The sequence below is a fragment of the Corynebacterium sp. AOP40-9SA-29 genome (assembly GCF_052377405.1).
Taxonomy (GTDB): domain Bacteria; phylum Actinomycetota; class Actinomycetes; order Mycobacteriales; family Mycobacteriaceae; genus Corynebacterium.
The window spans coordinates 50,053-66,359 of record NZ_JBQSWR010000001.1 but is presented as its reverse complement, the minus strand read 5'-3'; the positions used below and the strand labels follow the sequence as shown (position 1 = coordinate 66,359).

Sequence of the window (16,307 nt, the reverse complement as noted above, 5' to 3'; positions counted from 1 at the left end):
CCGCATCCGGCTATGCTTGCGGCGAGCGGCAGGGGGCCGCGGCCGGGGAGGACTCGGGGGAGGGGACGTCACCATGGCGCACCACAACAAGAGAGACAAGCCTGCGAAGAAAGTGTGGACGACCGCGGAGCTGACGGCTGCCGGATGGAACAGCCGCAAGATCGCCGCCGCCGTTGAAGCGGGCACACTGCGCAAGGTAGCGAAGGGGCTCTACGTCACGGTCGCCGATGACAAGGTCGTGTTGAAAGCACTGCTGCGACCGGGACTGACGTACACCGGAGCGACCGCCGCCTTCCTGTACGGCGTGATGCCGATGGCCTACCCCGCCCAGGCCGCGCACCCCACCACCCACTTCTCTGACAGAGTGATCACCATCCGCCGGCGCGTGGCGCGCAAGGCGCACATGTTCGAGGGGATGCCGGTGAGCACGCCGGCGCAGACCGCCGTCGACCTCATGAAGGACGACGAGGACGCCGCGGTGAGAGTCCTTGACTTCGGCTACAACAACATCAAGGGCAACGCCAGGCTGGCTGCGGACATGGAGGATCTATCCCGCGCCGAGCGCAAGGCGCTGGAAGGGATTCGACACCGGACGCTGCTCGGCACCGCCAGCGGGCTGGAGAAGAAAGCGCTTAAGATCATCACCAAGGCGCTGCGTGATGAGGTGGAGAGCGGGGAGATCACCATCGTCGCCAATGCGATGGTCAGGGGCTACTGCTTCGACATCATGATCAAAGAGGCGCGCGTGCTCATCGAGATCGACAGTCACGCCTACCACGGGGAGGGCAATGCGCGACGCTCGAGTTTCACCAACGACCGCTGCAAGGGGAACCAGGCGGCACGGTGGGATTGGCTGCTGCTGCGCTTCGCGTGCTTCAGCATCAACAAAGCGCCGGGCTACGTGGCCGACGAGGTGGCGGACACGGTGCGCTTCGCGCTGCGGCGACTGCGCCGCTGCAGGAGGGAGGACGAGGCGATCGCCACGGACAAACCGATGCGGCTGTGGCACCCGGCGGTGTGAGGGAGGTGGGGTGTGGGGCGGCGCATGGGGCGGCGCGCAGGGATCCGGGCCGATTCTGTCACCGCGCGACAACGGGACCGACCGAATCGGCCCGCGTCCTCACCGTCCACCCCTTCACCCGTCCCACAGGCACCTACCCCAGCTCACCAGAGTACAGGTTGAACCGGTCGTCTCTGGTGAAACCGGTGAGCAGCAGGCCGGCCTCTCTAGCCATCTGTGCTGCCAAGGAAGTGGCCGCGGACACCGCAATCAACCCGGAGAACCCGGCGAGCACGGCCTTCTGCACTAACTCGAAGGACGCCCGGCTGCTCATCACCAGGTAGACCGGAGCGTCCTCGCCCTGTGCGTCCCCAGGGAGCCGGTCGGCGAGCAGCAGCGCGCCGATGACCTTGTCGGCGGCGTTGTGGCGTCCGACGTCCTCCCTGATCACCAGCGGACGCCCGTCGGCGGTGAAGGCGCCGGCGGCGTGGATGCCGCCGGTCTTGCGGAACGCCTGCTGCCCCTCGCCGAGACGTTGCGGCATCGCGACGACCTGCTGTGCCGTGGGGTGCACCGGCCGCAACGTGTAGCGGCTGGTCTTCATCAGGTCGTCGATGCTGGTGGTGCCGCACACCCCGCACGCGGAGTTGGTGGTCACGTTCCTGATCGGGATGTAGGGGGTCGGCTGGGGGACCAGTGCCACATCCAGCGTGTTGTAGGTGTTGGCGTTGTCCGGGCCCACCGCGCCGGCACAGTAGCGGGCGGTGACCACGTCCTGCGCTGTGGTGATCACGCCCTCGGCGTGCAGCAGGCCGTGGACGAGCTCGATGTCGTGGCCGGGCGTGCGCATCGTGGTGGTCAGGTCCGTGCCGTCCACCCGCACCTGCAGCGGTTCCTCCACGGCGAGCCGGTCGGCCCGGGTGTCGGTGGTCACCGAATCATCGGTGACCCGCACCTTCGTCACCCGCGCATTGTCGATCAACCGTCCCATGGGGCCGCAGCGTACCCCTCTACTTCTCGGACGCCGGCATCGGAGGCATGTCGGACGCCCTGCGCCCCGTGGGCTCCAGGCGCACCGGCGTGGACTTCGACACAGGGGTGTTGGACTCCTCGGCCGTGTGGTCCAGCGGGATCACCACGTTCGCCTCCGGGAAGTAGGTCGTGCAGCCGCCGCGCGAGTGGGAGTACTCCACCACGCGGAAGTCCGGGGCGCGACGCTGCCCGTCGGCCCAGTCGGAGACGATGTCGACCATGTCGCCGTCGGTGAGGCCGCGCTCGCGCAGGTCGTCCTTGTGCACGAAGACCACGCGGCGGCCGTTGCGGATCCCGCGGTAGCGGTCGTGCATGCCGTAGACCGTGGAGTTGTACTGGTCGTGGGTGCGCACGGTGTTCATCATCAGTTCGCCCTCGCGCAGCTGCACCGTATCCGGCTGGTTCACGGTGAGGTGCGCCTTGCCGTCGGAGGTGGTGAAGCGGCGCTCGCGCGGGCCATTGGGCAGGTAGAACCCGCCCGGGTGCTCCAGGCGTTCGTTGTAGTTCTCGAAGCCGGGGATCGTGGCGGCGATGTGGTCGCGGATCACGTCGTAGTTGTCGATCATCGGCTGCCAGAAGTCGTCGCCGAAGGTCTCGCGCCCGACCGAGCAGATGATGTCCATCTCGCTCTTCAGGTTCTCCTTCCGGTTCGCCCTGCGCTTACCGGTGGAGGCGTGGACCTTGCCCACGGAGTCCTCCACGGTGACCGACTGGCGTCCGGACTTCTGCAGGTCCAGGTCGGTCCGGGAGCGCACCGGCAGGATCAGCGACTTCGCACCGGGCCAGGCGTGCGAGCCGTTCGGCTTCGTCGACAGGTGCACGGTCAGATCGTTGGACGCCATGCCCTGCTCGGCGACGGAGGTGTCGGAGACCACGCGCACGAGGTTGCCGCCCAGCGACATGAAGAAGCGGTTGGTGCCCTCGCGCATGGCGCGCAGCGCGTCCACCGTGTCGTGGCCGTGCTCGCGGGGGACGGGGAATCCGAAGTGGTCCTCGATGGAGGACAGGAAGCTCTCCGGGGACCGCTCCCAGACGCCCATCGTCCGGTTGCCCTGCACATTGGAGTGGCCGCGCAGCGGGCAGGTGCCGGCGCCGGGCTTGCCGATATTGCCGGTGAGCAGCAGGGTGTTGGTCATCTCGCGGATGGTGGCCACGGCGTTCTTGTGCTGGGTCACCCCCAGGGTCCAGGTGATGATCATGGTGCTGGCGGCCACGATCTCGTCCACGGTGGACAGCACCTGGGCACGCGGGATGCCGTGCGCGGCGGCGAGTTCGTCGTCGTCGAGCGACAGCAGGTGCTCGCGGACCTCGTCGAAGCCGGTGGTGAACTGGTCGATGAAGGCGTGGTCCACCGCATCGCGGATCACGAGTTCCTTATTGATGGCCAGGAACAACGCCCGGTCGCCGTCGAGACGGACCTGCAGGTAGTCGTCCGCGAGCTTCTGCTTCAGGCCCACGTAGGTGCCCAGGGCCTGCGGCTCGCGGAAGTTCATCAGCCCGGTCTCGGGGATGGGGTTCACCGCGAGGATGCGTCCGCCGTTCTCCTTGCAGCGCGAGAACGCCGTCAGGGCGCGCGGGTGGTTGGTGCCCGGGTTCTGGCCGACGGAGATCAGCAGGTCGGTGGAGTGGATGTCGTTCATCGTCACCGACCCCTTGCCCAGCCCCAGGGTGGCGGACAGGGCGGAGCCGGTGGACTCGTGGCACATATTCGAGCAGTCCGGCAGGTTGTTGGTGCCCATGCGCCTGGCCAGCAGCTGGAAGACGTAGGCGGCCTCGTTGGACGCCTTGCCGGAGGTGTAGAACACCGCCTCCTCCGGCGCGGTGTCGCGCAGTTGCTCGGCGATCACGCCGAAGGCGGTCTCCCAGCTCACGGGACGGTAGTGCCCGTCGCCGGAGGCGCGGTCGTAGAGCATCGGCTCGGTGATGCGTCCGACCTTGCCGAGCCAGTGGTCGGTCTTCTCCCGCAGGTCCTCCACGGTGTGGGCGGCCCAGAAGTCCGGGCCGGCCTTCTTCGGGGTGGTCTCCTCGGCGACGGCCTTGGCGCCGTTCTCGCAGAACTCCACGATGTTCAGGTCGGCCTGGTCGGGCTCCGGCCAGGCGCAGCCCGGGCAGTCGAAGCCCTTGTGCTTGTTGATGGTCAGCAGGGAGGGCGCGGCGTTGTTCGGCACCGCGTGCTCCATGGCGTGGATCACGGCCGGGATGCCGGTGGCGATCTTCTCCGCCTCGCTGACGTCCGGGTGGTCGTACCGGTTGGCGACCGCATTCACCTGGGCGGAGGGTTCTTGCAGGCTAGTCATGGCGCCGATCCTAGTCGCGGGTGAGGTTCCCAAAACCCGCGCAGGACGCCCCGTCCGCCGCGCTACGCGGCGAAGGTGCTGGTGACGGCGCGGAGCGTCCGGCAGGGCCTCAGGGCTGTTCGGAGATTCCGTCCAGCGCCAGGGTGGTGATCCGCTCGACACGGGGGTGGGCCTCGGCGTAGAGGTCCTGATCTTGGCCCGCCGCGCGGCCGGCGGCCAGGCCGATGAGGAAGGCGGTGACGGGAGCGGCGGGGCGCGAACGGTGGTGCGCCACCGCGGATGTCAGGTCCAGTACGTCCTTCACGCTGGCGCGGACGACGTCCTGCGGCAGGCCGAGCTCCTCGGCCACCTGCTCCAGCCACGCGTGCGCGCTGAGCATCTGTTCGGGGGAGTCCTTCTGTGTACCCACGGGTGGCACCGACCTTCACGGGGGTTGGGGGCGAGGTTGTCGGCCCCCAAGTTACTCGCCGTCGGCGGCATTCCCGTAGAGGGCGGTCGCCGCGGTGAGTAGCATCTCGCCGGACTGCGGGCCGAAGCTCAGCGACTGGCTGTCCGGGATCGCCAAGATGCGCTCGTTCTGTCCGGCGGTGGTCTGCGCGATGCCGGGCTTGGCGAGCATGCCCTCCAGTCCGCCGGTGGAGTCCAGCCCGGCGGACATCATCACCATGACGTCCGGGTTGAGGTCCGCCAGCGACTCGGCGTTCGCGGGGGAGGCCTGGCCGATGCCCTCCTCCTTCGCCGCGTCCACCCCGCCGAGGGACTCGATGAGGTCGTCGGTGCCGTCGTCGGGCCCGAGGATGTAGAACACGCCGCCGTCGCCGCGGGCGTAGAGGAAGGCCATGCGCAGCGGATCGCCGGGGACGTCGCCGAGCGCATCGCCGATGGCCTCGACGGCGCGGGAGATCTCCGCGTCCGCACGCTCGCCGAGCCGCTCGCCATTGCCGGGCAGTCCGACGATGCCGGCGATGGTATCGATGTCCTCACTGACGGTGTCGATCGTGTGCTTCGGGTTGATCTTCACCACGGACACCCCGGCGTCGCGCAGCTGGTTGAGGGCGTCGTCCGGGCCGATAGTGCCGTCCACGACGACCAGGGAGGGGTTGAGGTTCAGCACGGCCTCGGCATTGATCGAGTGCCCGCCCTGGGTGACCACGGGCAGGTCCTGCAGGCTGGGTTCGGTGGAGGAGACGGTGCGTCCCACGATGTTGTCGCGCAGCCCGAGCCCGGCCAGCGTGCGCGAGATGGTGCCGTAGATGTCGAGCGGGATGATGCGGGAGACGTCGTCGACGGTGACGTCGCGGCCGTCGGCGTCGGTGAGCTCCACCGGCAGCTCGGCGTCCTCCGCAGCGCTACTGTCGCTGCTGTCCTCGTCGATCGGGGTGACGTCGCCGACGGTCTCGGCGTGCGACACCCCGCGCTGCTCGTGCGGGTCCGTGATCCCGGCGTCCGCCATCTCCGTGAAGTCGTCCAGGGCGGTGTCGAAGGACGTCTCCTGCGCCTCGGCGGTGGTGCCGGAACCGTTGTCGGCGCCGACGCCGCAGGCGGTCAGCGAGCCGGCGACCAGGACGGACGCAGCGGATACGGCGAGGAACAGGGACGGCAGGCGGCGCGAGGACAGCGAGAGCATGGCATGAAATTAGCACATGCTTACCGCAGTCACGGGCGGACGGTGGTGCCTCAGCGATCGAGGATGCGCGGGGCGTCCTCGGCCGTCAGCGACATGAGACCGAACTGGATGTACGGCAGCACCGCCGTGGCGTCCGGCTCTCCCGCGACGGACACCTTCGGGGTGACCTGGTGCAGGTCGTAGGAGTCGTCGCAGTCCACGTCGAAACTGACATCGGTCCTGGTGTTGGTCTCGATCTCCACGTCGGTGAACCGGGTGCCCGGGGCTGTGCCCGTGACCCCGGTGACCGGCCCGCCGGTCGGGGAGTTCTCCACGGAAAGTGACGTGGGGCCGCAGTCGGGGAGGACCCCAGGGTAGTCGCCGGTCGGGTGGATATCGGCTCCGGTGGACGTCGGCTCCGCTTGGTCGAGGCTCCACGAGCCCACGTCGAAGTGCTGAGCGCTCTGGTCTTCCCCCGTGGCCAGGCTGATCTGCGAGAGTTCGAAGGGCCTCTCGTCGACGTCGACGTCCACCGTGATCGAGCCGAATCGGGCACCGGCATGCTCGTCGCCGGGTTCGGCGGAGGCCGAATTCCCCGCCAGTATGATGTCGCCCTCGTCCGGTAGGTCGTTGGTGAGGGTGAGATCCTGGATGCCGGACCAGATGGGGTCGTCGACGGGGGCGGCGAACATCAGGTCGACCGGCAGTGTGCCGGGGTCGTCGGCGGCAGCCGTCAGCTGCGCGGAGGTGCGGAGGAACTGTGCCTGTGTGGGGCCGGAGTTCGACTCCTCTGCGCCGCAGGCGGTGAGGGGGAGAAGCAGGACGGACAGGGAGGCGAGGAGGGGGGAGCGCAGGGACACGAGGAGCCTTCGACGGTGGAGAGAACATACCCATGGGGGCATGCTGAACGCTGAATGAGCGCATTCGTAGAGCGCTCACAGCTTGCGAGGCTAGGTGTTGTGCCGGTGGCGGTCAACCGCAGTCACGGGCGCAGTCACGGGCGCGGTGTCTCCGGGCCGCCGATCGCCTGGCGGGAGTGCGCGGCCAGTTCGCGGGCGAGGGCAGGCATCTCCAGATGCCAGGTGTCGCCGGCGGTGTCGTCCGCCGAGTCGCTGACCACCTTGGCCAACTCGACCGGCACCCCGAACCACTGGGCGACGGCGGCGACGGCGTAGCCCTCCATGTCGACCAGGTCGGCGTCCTGCGCGAGTCGGTCGCGCGTGGCGCCGTCCTCGACGAAGACGTCGCCCGTGGCCAGGGTGAGGCCGTCGGTGCCCTGCGCGCCGAGGTCGATCGGCGGGTACTCGTCGCGTCCGGTCAGACGCGCCACGCCGTCGTGGGAGAAGTCGTGCAGCAGCACGCGGGAAATCCGACGCACCCCGGTGAGTCCGGGGCGCAGCGCCCCGGCCGTACCGATGTTCACGATCGCACTGGGCAGGCCGCCGGCCCGCAGGTAGCGGTGCAGGCAGTCAGTCAGCGCCAACGTCGCGTTAAGGCGTCCGATGCCGGTGATGAGGACGGGGGCGTCCTCGTCCATCTCGGCGGCCTCGGAGGCGACGGCGACGACGATCAGCGGCTGGCCGGGCGCGACCCGGCCGCGGAAGAGTTCGAGCATGCCTCCGAGAGTAGCGCTCAGGAGTCCTGGTTGTCGCGGACCCAGTCCAGGTACTCCTGGGTGACCGAGCCGGTCACGTACTCGCCGTCGAAGCAGCTCATGTCCAGCCCGTCGAGCTGGGTGTTCGTCTGCCCGTCGAGGATCGCACCCTCGAGGTCCTCGACCTTCTGGTACACGAGGTGATCGGCGCCGAGCACCTGGGCCACCTCCGGCACGGACCGTCCTGCGGCCACCAGTTCGGCGCGGTCGGGGATGTTGATGCCGTAGACGTGCGGGTAGCGGATCGGCGGGGCCGCGGAGGCGAAACTCACCTTGCGGGCACCGGCGGCGCGCGCCATCGCGATGATCTCGTAGCTGGTGGTGCCGCGCACGATCGAGTCGTCGATGAGCAGGACGTGCTTGCCGGCGAACTCCGTGGACATCGCGTTGAGTTTCTGGCGCACGCTCTTCTTGCGCACCGCCTGGCCCGGCATGATGAACGTGCGTCCCACATAGCGGTTCTTGAAGAAGCCCTCGCGGTAGGGCAGGTCCAGGACGCGGGCGACCTCCATCGCCGCCGGACGCGCGGAGTCCGGGATCGGCATGACCACGTCCACGTCCTCGGTGGGTACGTGCTCGGCGATGGTCTTCGCCAGCCGTGCGCCCATGCGCAGGCGGGAGTCGTAGACGCTGATGCCGTTCATGACCGAGTCCGGACGAGCCAGGTAGACGTACTCGAAGGAGCAGGGCTCCAGGGTGGCGTCCGCGACGCACTGGCGCGAGTGCAGCACACCGTTGGCGGTGATGAACACGGCCTCGCCCGGGGCGACCTCACGCACGATCTCGTAGTCGGCGTTCTCCAGCACCAGGGACTCGCTGGCCACAACCCACTCGTCGTGCCCGCCCACGGCGTGCGAACCGCCCGTGGCGGTCGGACGCCGACGGCCCAGCACCAGCGGACGGATGCCGTTGGGGTCGCGGAAGGCGAGCAGACCGTGGTGGGCGATCAGCGAGATCACGCCGTACGCGCCCTCGATGCGTCCCATCGTGGCGGTGACGGCGTCGAAGATGCCGTCGGCGTTGAGGTCGTCCGGCCCGGTGGTGGACTGCAGTTCATTAGCCAGGACGTTGAGCAGCAGCTCGGTGTCGCTGGTGGTGTTGAGGTGACGACGGTCGCGGTGACGCATCTCCGTGGTCAGCTCGCGGGTGTTGGTCAGGTTCCCGTTGTGCACCAGGGTGATGCCGTAGGGGGAGTTGACGTAGAAGGGCTGCGACTCCTGCTCATTGGAGGCCGCACCACGGGTCACGTACCGGACGTGTCCCAGCCCGGCGGTGCCGAGCAGTGCCCGCATGTCGCGGGTGCGGAAGGACTCCCGCACCATGCCACGGGCGTGGAAGAGGTGCATATGACCGCCGTCCTCGGCGGTGGCCATGCCCGTCGAGTCCTGCCCGCGGTGCTGCAGGAGCAGAAGAGCGTCGTAAATGTCCTGGTTGACCGGCTGGTTACCCACCATGCCGACGATGCCGCACATTGCGCTGGAGTGTCCTCACTGTGTCCCGGAAGATGGATGCAGGTGTAGAGCCTACGCCCATAGTTGTCCGGAACAACGATCGGGCGGGGTGGGCGGAAGGCTCGCGGTGGGCGGAGGGCGCTGGTTTTGCCTTTATTTGCCCAGGTTGGTAGCGTGAACAGGTCTCGCTGTGGGCCGAGTGCGTCCGATAAGGATCGCGCCGCGTTACTGCAGCATGTCGAGACTCTCTGAACATGAACCACTTTGTCGCAGGCCCACCGCCTATTGCGGCCGCGCGGAACACAAGGCAGCGAGCAATCCGGACTACTGAGTCCGGGGAGCGTCGAGTTGCCGGACACAAATGCGCGGTAACGCCCGGGTGGCCGGGGAACCGTGACGAGAAAGGCAAGAGGTCACTTTCATGACCATGACTGACCCCATCGCGGACATGCTGTCCCGCGTGCGGAACGCGTCCAACGCGTTCCACGACAGTGTCTCGATGCCGTCCTCGAAGATCAAGGCGAACATCGCCGAGATCCTCAAGTCCGAGGGCTACATCGCTGACTACGCCGTCGAGGATGCCTCGACCGGCAAGAAGCTCACCCTGGAACTGAAGTACAGCACGACCCGCGAGCGTTCGATCGCTGGTCTGCGTCGCGTGTCCAAGCCGGGCCTGCGCGTGTACGCCAAGTCCACCAACCTCCCGAAGGTCCTCGGCGGCCTGGGCGTGGCGATCATCTCCACCTCCCATGGCCTGCTGACCGACCGTCAGGCGACCGAGAAGGGCGTGGGTGGGGAAGTCCTCGCCTACGTCTGGTAGAAGGAGGACGAAGCAATGTCACGAATCGGTAAGAACCCCGTGGCCGTTCCCTCCGGCGTCACCGTCACCATCGACGGTCAGAACGTCGAGGTGAAGGGCCCCAAGGGAACTCTCTCGCAGGAAATCCCGGCCCCGATCTCTGTTGCCCAGGAGGACAACGAGCTCGTGGTGAGCCGTCCGGACGACCACCGCAAGAACCGCTCCCTGCACGGCCTGTCCCGGTCGCTCGTCAACAACATGGTTGTTGGCGTGACCGAGGGCTACACCACCAAGATGGAAATCTTCGGTGTCGGCTACCGCGTCCAGGCCAAGGGCAGCAACCTTGAGTTCGCTCTCGGCTACTCCCACCCGGTCCTCATCGAGGCTCCCGAGGGAATCACCTTCGCGGTCGACGGAAACACCAAGTTCTCCATCACCGGTATCGATAAGCAGCAGGTCGGACAGATCGCCGCAAATATCCGTCGTCTCCGTAAGGACGACCCCTACAAGGGCAAGGGTATCCGCTACGCGGGCGAGCAGATCCGTCGCAAGGTCGGAAAGACGGGTAAGTAGAGATGGCACAGAGCACTGCAAGCAACAAGCGCCTCCCGGTGGGCAAGGATATCTCCACCCGCCGCCGCGTCGCGCGCGCACGTCGTCACTACCGTCTGCGCAAGAACATCACCGGTACCCCCGAGACCCCGCGTCTCGTGGTGCACCGCACCTCCCGTCACATGCACGTCCAGGTCATCGACGACACCAAGGGCCACACCCTGGCCGCTGCGTCGACGATCGAGCCGGACGTCCGTGCGCTGGATGGTGACAAGAAGGACCGTGGCGCCCGTATCGGTCAGCTGATCGCCGAGCGCGCCAAGGCCGCCGGTGTCGAGGCTGTCGTCTTCGACCGTGGTGGTTACCAGTACCACGGCCGTGTCGCCGCCCTGGCCGATGCCGCCCGTGAAGGTGGTCTGAAGTTCTAATGCGCAACGACAATATTTTCACCGACGGAAGGACTGCGTGATGTCGGATCGTAACGGCGGACGCACCGCCGATAGCAACAACAAGGACAACAAGGACAACCGCGGCCGCGGCAACAACGGTGGTCGTGACGACCGTCGTGGTGGCCGTCGCGACCAGCAGGACGAGCGCTCGCAGTTCCTCGAGCGCGTCGTGACCATCAACCGCGTCTCCAAGGTCGTCAAGGGTGGTCGTCGCTTCAGCTTCACCGCTCTCGTGATCGTCGGCGACGGCAACGGCATGGTCGGCGTCGGCTACGGCAAGGCCAAGGAAGTTCCCGCCGCCATCCAGAAGGGTGCCGAGGAAGCTCGCAAGAACTTCTTCCGCGTCCCGATGATCGCCGGCACCATCACCCACGAGGTCCAGGGCGAAGCCGCCGCTGGCGTCGTGTGGATGAAGCCCGCTGCGCCGGGTACCGGTGTTATCGCCGGTGGCGCCGCCCGCCCCGTGCTCGAGTGCGCCGGCGTCCAGGACGTCCTGTCGAAGTCCCTGGGCTCCGACAACGCCATCAACGTGGTCCACGCCACCGTGGATGCACTCAAGCAGCTGGTTCGCCCCGAAGAGGTCGCCGCACGTCGCGGTAAGACCCTCGAAGAGGTCGCCCCGGCTCAGATGCTGCGCGCCCGCGCCGCAGGACAGGGAGCGTGATTGAGATGGCACTGAAGATCACCCAGCTCAAGGGCACTGTCGGAACCATTTCGAAGCAGCGCAACTCGCTGCGCTCGCTGGGCCTGAAGCGTATCGGTCAGTCGGTCACCCGTGAGGACGGTCCCATCGTCCGCGGTCAGATCAACACCGTGCGCCACCTGGTCCAGGTCGAGGAAGTAGCAGGGGAGTAATCATGAGCGAACCCATCAAGCTGCACGACCTGCGGCCCTCCAAGGGCGCCAACACCGCCAAGACCCGCGTGGGTCGTGGCGAGGCGTCCAAGGGTAAGACCGCCGGCCGTGGTACCAAGGGCACCCGCGCCCGCAAGCAGGTTTCTGCCGCCTTCGAGGGTGGACAGATGCCGCTGCACATGCGTCTGCCGAAGCTCAAGGGCTTCAAGAACCCGGCGAAGGTCGTCTTCCAGGTCGTCAACGTCTCTGACCTGGAGAAGGCATTCCCCAAGGGCGGCGACGTGACCGTGGCGGACATCGTGTCCGCCGGCCTGGTCCGCGTTAACCAGCCCGTCAAGGTCCTGGGCGACGGCGAGATCTCCGCATCACTGAACGTGACCGCGGACAAGTTCTCCCGCTCCGCCAAGGAGAAGATCGAGGCTGCCGGCGGTAGCGTGAAGAACGCTGCCGACGCATCCTAGTATCACCTGCGTGGTAGCCGTCGGGCCTTGTGCCTGACGGACTCTACCGGTGAACGAACCCCGCCCCCGCCGATTATTCGGCGGGGGCGGGGTTTTTGTGTGTGCCGGTGGCGGGGGAGCGGGGAGTGGGGGAGTCGTTCGGTGGTGGTCACACGGCGCTCGTAGCGTCCTCCCACGGCGCCCGCGGGCGCGCGACGGGGACGCCGCACGGCGGTGTGCGCACGGCGTTCGACGTCCGGCACCGCGGAGTTGGTCACGGAAGTGTAACCTTCCATGCGACCCCTGCTATCCTTGTGCAGTTGTCTGTCCCCATGAGGTGCGCCCAAAAGTTGTCGGGTGCGTCCGTCACAGGGACCCAGTGACCGAACACTTACCCCAAGCAGAAACCTTCGGCGGCCCGACCCGGGAGTGGTACTCCCGACCGTGACTGCCGAGCCAGGAGGCAAACGTGACCGCCTTGCTCTCGGCGTTCCGGGATGCTGATCTACGCAAGAAGATCTTCTTCACTCTTGCGATGATCATCCTCTACCGGATCGGAGCACAGATCCCGACGCCCGGTGTCGACTACGCGGAAGTCACTTCGCAGGTCCGTTCACTGACTGAGGACGGATCGAACAGCATGTACACGCTGATCAACCTGTTCTCCGGTGGCGCACTGCTGCAGTTGTCGGTCTTCGCGATCGGCATCATGCCGTACATCACCGCGTCGATCATCGTGCAGCTGTTGACCGTGGTCATTCCACGCTTCGAGCAGCTGAAGAAGGAGGGGCAGTCCGGTCAGGCAAAGATGACCGAGTACACCCGCTACCTCACGGTCGCTCTGGCCCTGCTGCAGTCGGCAGGCATCGTGGCGCTGGCGGACCGCCAGCAGCTGCTGGGCAGCAATGTCCGCGTGCTCCACGAGGACGTCGGAATCTTCGGCCTGGTGATGATGGTGCTCATCATGACCGCCGGTGCCGTGCTGGTCATGTGGTTCGGTGAGCTGATCACCGACCGCGGCGTCGGTAACGGTATGTCGCTGCTGATCTTCGCCGGTATCGCCACGCAGCTGCCCGCCCAGGGCATGCAGATTCTGCGCAGCTCGGGCGGATTCGTCTTCGCCGGTGTCGTTGTCGCCGTGCTGATCCTGGTCATCGCGGTCATCTTCATCGAGCAGGGGCAGCGCCGCATCCCGGTGCAGTACGCCAAGCGCATGGTCGGCCGTCGCCAGTACGGCGAGACCTCCACGTACCTGCCGCTGAAGGTGAACCAGGCCGGCGTTATCCCGGTGATCTTCGCTTCCTCGATCCTCACCGTGCCGATCCTGATCACGCAGATCATCCAGTCCGGCAACGCCGGGCAGGAGGACAACTGGTGGAACCGCAATGTGATGACCATGCTGTCGGACCCGTCCAGTTGGCCGTACATCCTGATCTTCGGTCTGCTGATCATCTTCTTCTCGTACTTCTACGTGTCGATCCAGTACGACCCGAACGACCAGGCCGACAACATGAAGAAGTACGGTGGATTCATCCCGGGCATCCGTCCGGGCCGTCCCACCGCCGAGTACCTCTGGTACGTCATGACCCGTCTGCTGCTTGTCGGTTCGGTCTATCTCGCCGTGATCGCCGTTCTGCCGAACGTTGCGATTACGATGGGACTTGCCTCTGACGGCGCCGCCTCAAGTCTTGGCGCCTTCGGTGGTACCGCTATCCTGATTATGGTCTCGGTCGCACTGACCACCGTCAAGCAGATCGAGTCCCAGCTCATGCAAGCCAACTACGAAGGATTCCTCAAATGAGACTCGTTCTCCTCGGCCCTCCCGGTGCAGGTAAGGGCACACAGGCCGCCATCCTCGCCGATTCGCTGGGCGTGCCGCACATCTCCACGGGTGATCTCTTCCGGGAGAACATCTCCAAGGAGACCGACCTCGGTCGCCAGGCGCAGGAGTACATGGACGCCGGCAAGCTCGTTCCCACCTCCGTCACCGCTGACATGGTCAGCAAGCGCCTCGACCAGCAGGACGCCGCCGACGGCTTCCTCCTCGACGGGTTCCCCCGCACGGTCGAGCAGGCCGAGATCCTCTCGGAGATCCTCGAGCGCAAGGGCACGTCCCTGAACAACGTCCTCAACTACCAGGTGTCCGAGGACGTCGTGGTGGAGCGCATGCTGGCCCGTGGCCGCAGCGACGACACCGAGGATACGATCCGCACCCGCCTGCAGGTCTACCGGGACGAGACCGCTCCGCTGATCGACTACTACGCCGACATCATCGTCAACGTGGACGCCGAGGGCACCGTCGAGGACATCTCGTCCTCCACGCTGGACGCACTGGACCGCTAAACGCGCTGATTGGTTGATGATGGGTTTCCGTAGGAAGAACAAGGTCATCCAGGGAAAGACCCCTGGGGAGCTCGACGCGATGCAGGCGTCCGGCGAGATCGTCGGACGTGCCCTGCAGGCCGTGCGCGCCGCCGCGAAGGCCGGCGTGAGCACCCTCGACCTGGACGCCGTCGCCGAGGAGACGATTCGCTCCGCCGGCGCCGTGCCCACCTTCAAGGGCTACGGCGGATTCCCGGGGAGCATCTGCTCCTCCGTGAACGACATGATCGTCCACGGCATCCCGGACGCCGCCACCGTCCTGAAGGACGGCGACCTGGTGTCCATCGACTGCGGTGCGACTCTCGACGGTTGGGTCGGCGACTCCGCCTGGACCTTCGCCGTCGGTGGGGACGAGTCGCTCGCCCCCGAGACCCTCAAGCTCAACCAGGCCACCGAGTGGGTCCTGTACCAGGGGATCCAGGCGATGCTCCCGGGCAACCGCCTCACCGATATCTCCTGGGCCTTGGAAGAGGCCACGGAGCAGGCCGTCGAGAAGTTCGGCGTGCAGCTCTACATCGTCGACGGGTACGGCGGTCACGGCATCGGTCACGAGATGCACGAGGACCCCTATCTCGCCAACGAGGGCGCTCCCGGTAAGGGTCCGCGCATCGAGGAGGGCAGCACACTGGCCATCGAGCCGATGCTCGCCCTCGGCACCGTGGACTCCTACGTCCTTGAGGACGACTGGGGCGTGAAGACGCTCGACGGCACGCCCGCCTCCCACTGGGAGCACACGGTCGCCGCCACGAAGGACGGCCCGCGGATCCTGACCCCGCGGTACTGAGTTCCCGGAGTACACCGGACCTCACGGCCCTGGACGTGACGAATGCACCCCGCATTTGTCATGTCCAGGGCCAATGCCGTATGGTCAACCGTTGGTGTGAACACTGGGGCACTGTGAAATAGCAGTCTGCCCGACACATCAACCAGACCAGACCTAAAGGTTCGTCCCACGGGGCGAACCGGGAAAAGTGGAGGATATGGCTAAAGAAGGCGCCATCGAGGTTGAGGGCAAGATTGTCGAGCCCCTGCCGAACGCGATGTTCCGCGTTGAGCTGGATAACGGGCACAAGGTGCTCGCACACATTTCCGGCAAGATGCGTCAGCACTACATCCGTATCCTCCCCGAGGACCGGGTCGTCGTGGAGCTGTCTCCCTACGACCTGACTCGCGGCCGGATCGTCTACCGCTACAAGTAGACGACTCCGACCGGTAGCGCTGGTCGCACAGTCATTCAAGCCTCCACACATCCGCCCGCACAGTAACGGGCCCCTCTACGGGGCCATGTTCTCCGGGCAACCACCTTCGGCCGCGGCGGCTGAAGCCCGCCGTCCTCTTCTTTCCCCTCGGGGGAGGACAAGGACGGAACCACGGGACGTGTGTGGAGAAAACCGCCGCAGTAATCCGGAAGGAACTGCCATATGGCACGCCTTGCTGGTGTTGACCTCCCGCGCGACAAGCGCATGGAAGTTGCACTCACTTACATCTACGGCATCGGCCCCGCCCGTGCCGCCGAGCTGCTGGAGAAGACCGGCATCTCTCCCGACCTGCGGTCCAAGGACCTCACGGACGAGCACATCTCCACTCTGAGGGACGCGATCGAAGGTACCTGGAAGGTCGAGGGCGATCTTCGCCGCGAGGTCCAGGCTGACATCCGTCGCAAGATCGAGATTGGTTGCTACCAGGGCATCCGCCACCGTCGTGGCCTGCCCGTGCGCGGTCAGCGCACGAAGACCAATGCTCGTACGCGCAAGGGCCCGAAGAAGACGATCGCAGGAAAGAAGAAGTAG

General features: G+C 66.6%; 19 protein-coding genes. 12 read left to right on the top strand and 7 right to left on the bottom strand.

Features of this window, described 5'->3' with window-relative positions; genetic code table 11:
• Positions 1 to 73: 73 nt before the first annotated feature.
• The gene (locus ACT3SZ_RS00325; protein WP_444615801.1) at positions 74 to 1,021 is read left to right on the top strand and encodes a hypothetical protein; all 948 of its coding nucleotides are present in this window, start codon (positions 74 to 76) and stop codon (positions 1,019 to 1,021) included.
• Between the two features lie 133 nt (positions 1,022 to 1,154).
• Here ACT3SZ_RS00325 and fdhD read toward each other — a convergent pair whose 3' ends face one another.
• The 7 genes from fdhD to purF form a co-directional block, all read right to left on the bottom strand.
• Positions 1,155 to 1,991 carry a formate dehydrogenase accessory sulfurtransferase FdhD gene (gene fdhD / locus ACT3SZ_RS00320; RefSeq protein ID WP_444615799.1) on the bottom strand — a complete coding sequence of 279 codons (837 nt, stop codon included), beginning with the start codon at positions 1,989 to 1,991 and terminating at the stop codon, positions 1,155 to 1,157.
• A gap of 19 nt (positions 1,992 to 2,010) precedes the next feature.
• Positions 2,011 to 4,329, bottom strand: coding sequence for an FdhF/YdeP family oxidoreductase (locus ACT3SZ_RS00315; protein ID WP_444615797.1), 2,319 nt, complete (start codon positions 4,327 to 4,329; stop codon positions 2,011 to 2,013).
• A gap of 109 nt (positions 4,330 to 4,438) precedes the next feature.
• A complete protein-coding gene (locus tag ACT3SZ_RS00310) occupies positions 4,439 to 4,738 on the bottom strand; it encodes a DUF6457 domain-containing protein (RefSeq protein ID WP_301443231.1) in 300 nt (99 codons plus the stop codon).
• 51 nt (positions 4,739 to 4,789) lie between these two features.
• Entirely contained in the window at positions 4,790 to 5,956 is a 1,167-nt protein-coding gene (locus tag ACT3SZ_RS00305) for a heme/hemin ABC transporter substrate-binding protein (protein ID WP_444615796.1), read from the bottom strand.
• 50 nt (positions 5,957 to 6,006) lie between these two features.
• A complete protein-coding gene (locus ACT3SZ_RS00300; RefSeq protein WP_444615795.1) occupies positions 6,007 to 6,795 on the bottom strand; it encodes a hypothetical protein in 789 nt (262 codons plus the stop codon).
• A 134-nt stretch (positions 6,796 to 6,929) separates the two neighbouring features.
• Positions 6,930 to 7,550: a nucleosidase gene (locus ACT3SZ_RS00295; protein ID WP_444615793.1), complete on the bottom strand. Its 621-nt coding sequence runs from the start codon at positions 7,548 to 7,550 to the stop codon at positions 6,930 to 6,932.
• A gap of 17 nt (positions 7,551 to 7,567) precedes the next feature.
• Positions 7,568 to 9,061 (bottom strand): amidophosphoribosyltransferase, encoded by a 1,494-nt coding sequence (purF, locus tag ACT3SZ_RS00290; RefSeq protein WP_444615791.1) that lies wholly within the window; start codon positions 9,059 to 9,061, stop codon positions 7,568 to 7,570.
• A gap of 400 nt (positions 9,062 to 9,461) precedes the next feature.
• Between purF and rpsH the strand changes: the two genes are divergently transcribed.
• The 11 genes from rpsH (at position 9,462) to rpsM (ending at position 16,307) form a co-directional block, all read left to right on the top strand.
• Complete coding sequence (rpsH, locus tag ACT3SZ_RS00285) at positions 9,462 to 9,860, top strand: 30S ribosomal protein S8 (RefSeq protein WP_444615790.1); 399 nt, start codon at positions 9,462 to 9,464, stop codon at positions 9,858 to 9,860.
• A 15-nt stretch (positions 9,861 to 9,875) separates the two neighbouring features.
• Positions 9,876 to 10,412: a 50S ribosomal protein L6 gene (gene rplF, locus ACT3SZ_RS00280; protein WP_444615788.1), complete on the top strand. Its 537-nt coding sequence runs from the start codon at positions 9,876 to 9,878 to the stop codon at positions 10,410 to 10,412.
• A gap of 2 nt (positions 10,413 to 10,414) precedes the next feature.
• On the top strand, positions 10,415 to 10,819 hold the full coding sequence (gene rplR, locus ACT3SZ_RS00275; protein ID WP_444615786.1) for a 50S ribosomal protein L18: 405 nt from the start codon (positions 10,415 to 10,417) through the stop codon (positions 10,817 to 10,819).
• A 40-nt stretch (positions 10,820 to 10,859) separates the two neighbouring features.
• Positions 10,860 to 11,504, top strand: a complete 645-nt coding sequence (gene rpsE / locus ACT3SZ_RS00270; protein ID WP_444615784.1) for a 30S ribosomal protein S5 — start codon at positions 10,860 to 10,862, stop codon at positions 11,502 to 11,504.
• Between the two features lie 5 nt (positions 11,505 to 11,509).
• Entirely contained in the window at positions 11,510 to 11,695 is a 186-nt protein-coding gene (rpmD, locus tag ACT3SZ_RS00265; RefSeq protein WP_441578941.1) for a 50S ribosomal protein L30, read from the top strand.
• A gap of 2 nt (positions 11,696 to 11,697) precedes the next feature.
• Positions 11,698 to 12,156, top strand: coding sequence for a 50S ribosomal protein L15 (gene rplO / locus ACT3SZ_RS00260; protein ID WP_441578942.1), 459 nt, complete (start codon positions 11,698 to 11,700; stop codon positions 12,154 to 12,156).
• A 448-nt stretch (positions 12,157 to 12,604) separates the two neighbouring features.
• Positions 12,605 to 13,936, top strand: a complete 1,332-nt coding sequence (gene secY / locus ACT3SZ_RS00255; RefSeq protein ID WP_444615782.1) for a preprotein translocase subunit SecY — start codon at positions 12,605 to 12,607, stop codon at positions 13,934 to 13,936.
• Positions 13,933 to 14,478, top strand: coding sequence for an adenylate kinase (locus tag ACT3SZ_RS00250; protein WP_444615780.1), 546 nt, complete (start codon positions 13,933 to 13,935; stop codon positions 14,476 to 14,478). Before secY ends, ACT3SZ_RS00250 begins: the two co-directional genes overlap by 4 nt.
• Before the next feature lie 19 nt (positions 14,479 to 14,497).
• Complete coding sequence (gene map, locus ACT3SZ_RS00245) at positions 14,498 to 15,301, top strand: type I methionyl aminopeptidase (RefSeq protein WP_444615778.1); 804 nt, start codon at positions 14,498 to 14,500, stop codon at positions 15,299 to 15,301.
• A 196-nt stretch (positions 15,302 to 15,497) separates the two neighbouring features.
• Positions 15,498 to 15,716, top strand: a complete 219-nt coding sequence (gene infA, locus ACT3SZ_RS00240) for a translation initiation factor IF-1 (RefSeq protein ID WP_291477496.1) — start codon at positions 15,498 to 15,500, stop codon at positions 15,714 to 15,716.
• Between the two features lie 222 nt (positions 15,717 to 15,938).
• Positions 15,939 to 16,307 carry a 30S ribosomal protein S13 gene (gene rpsM, locus ACT3SZ_RS00235; protein WP_444615777.1) on the top strand — a complete coding sequence of 123 codons (369 nt, stop codon included), beginning with the start codon at positions 15,939 to 15,941 and terminating at the stop codon, positions 16,305 to 16,307.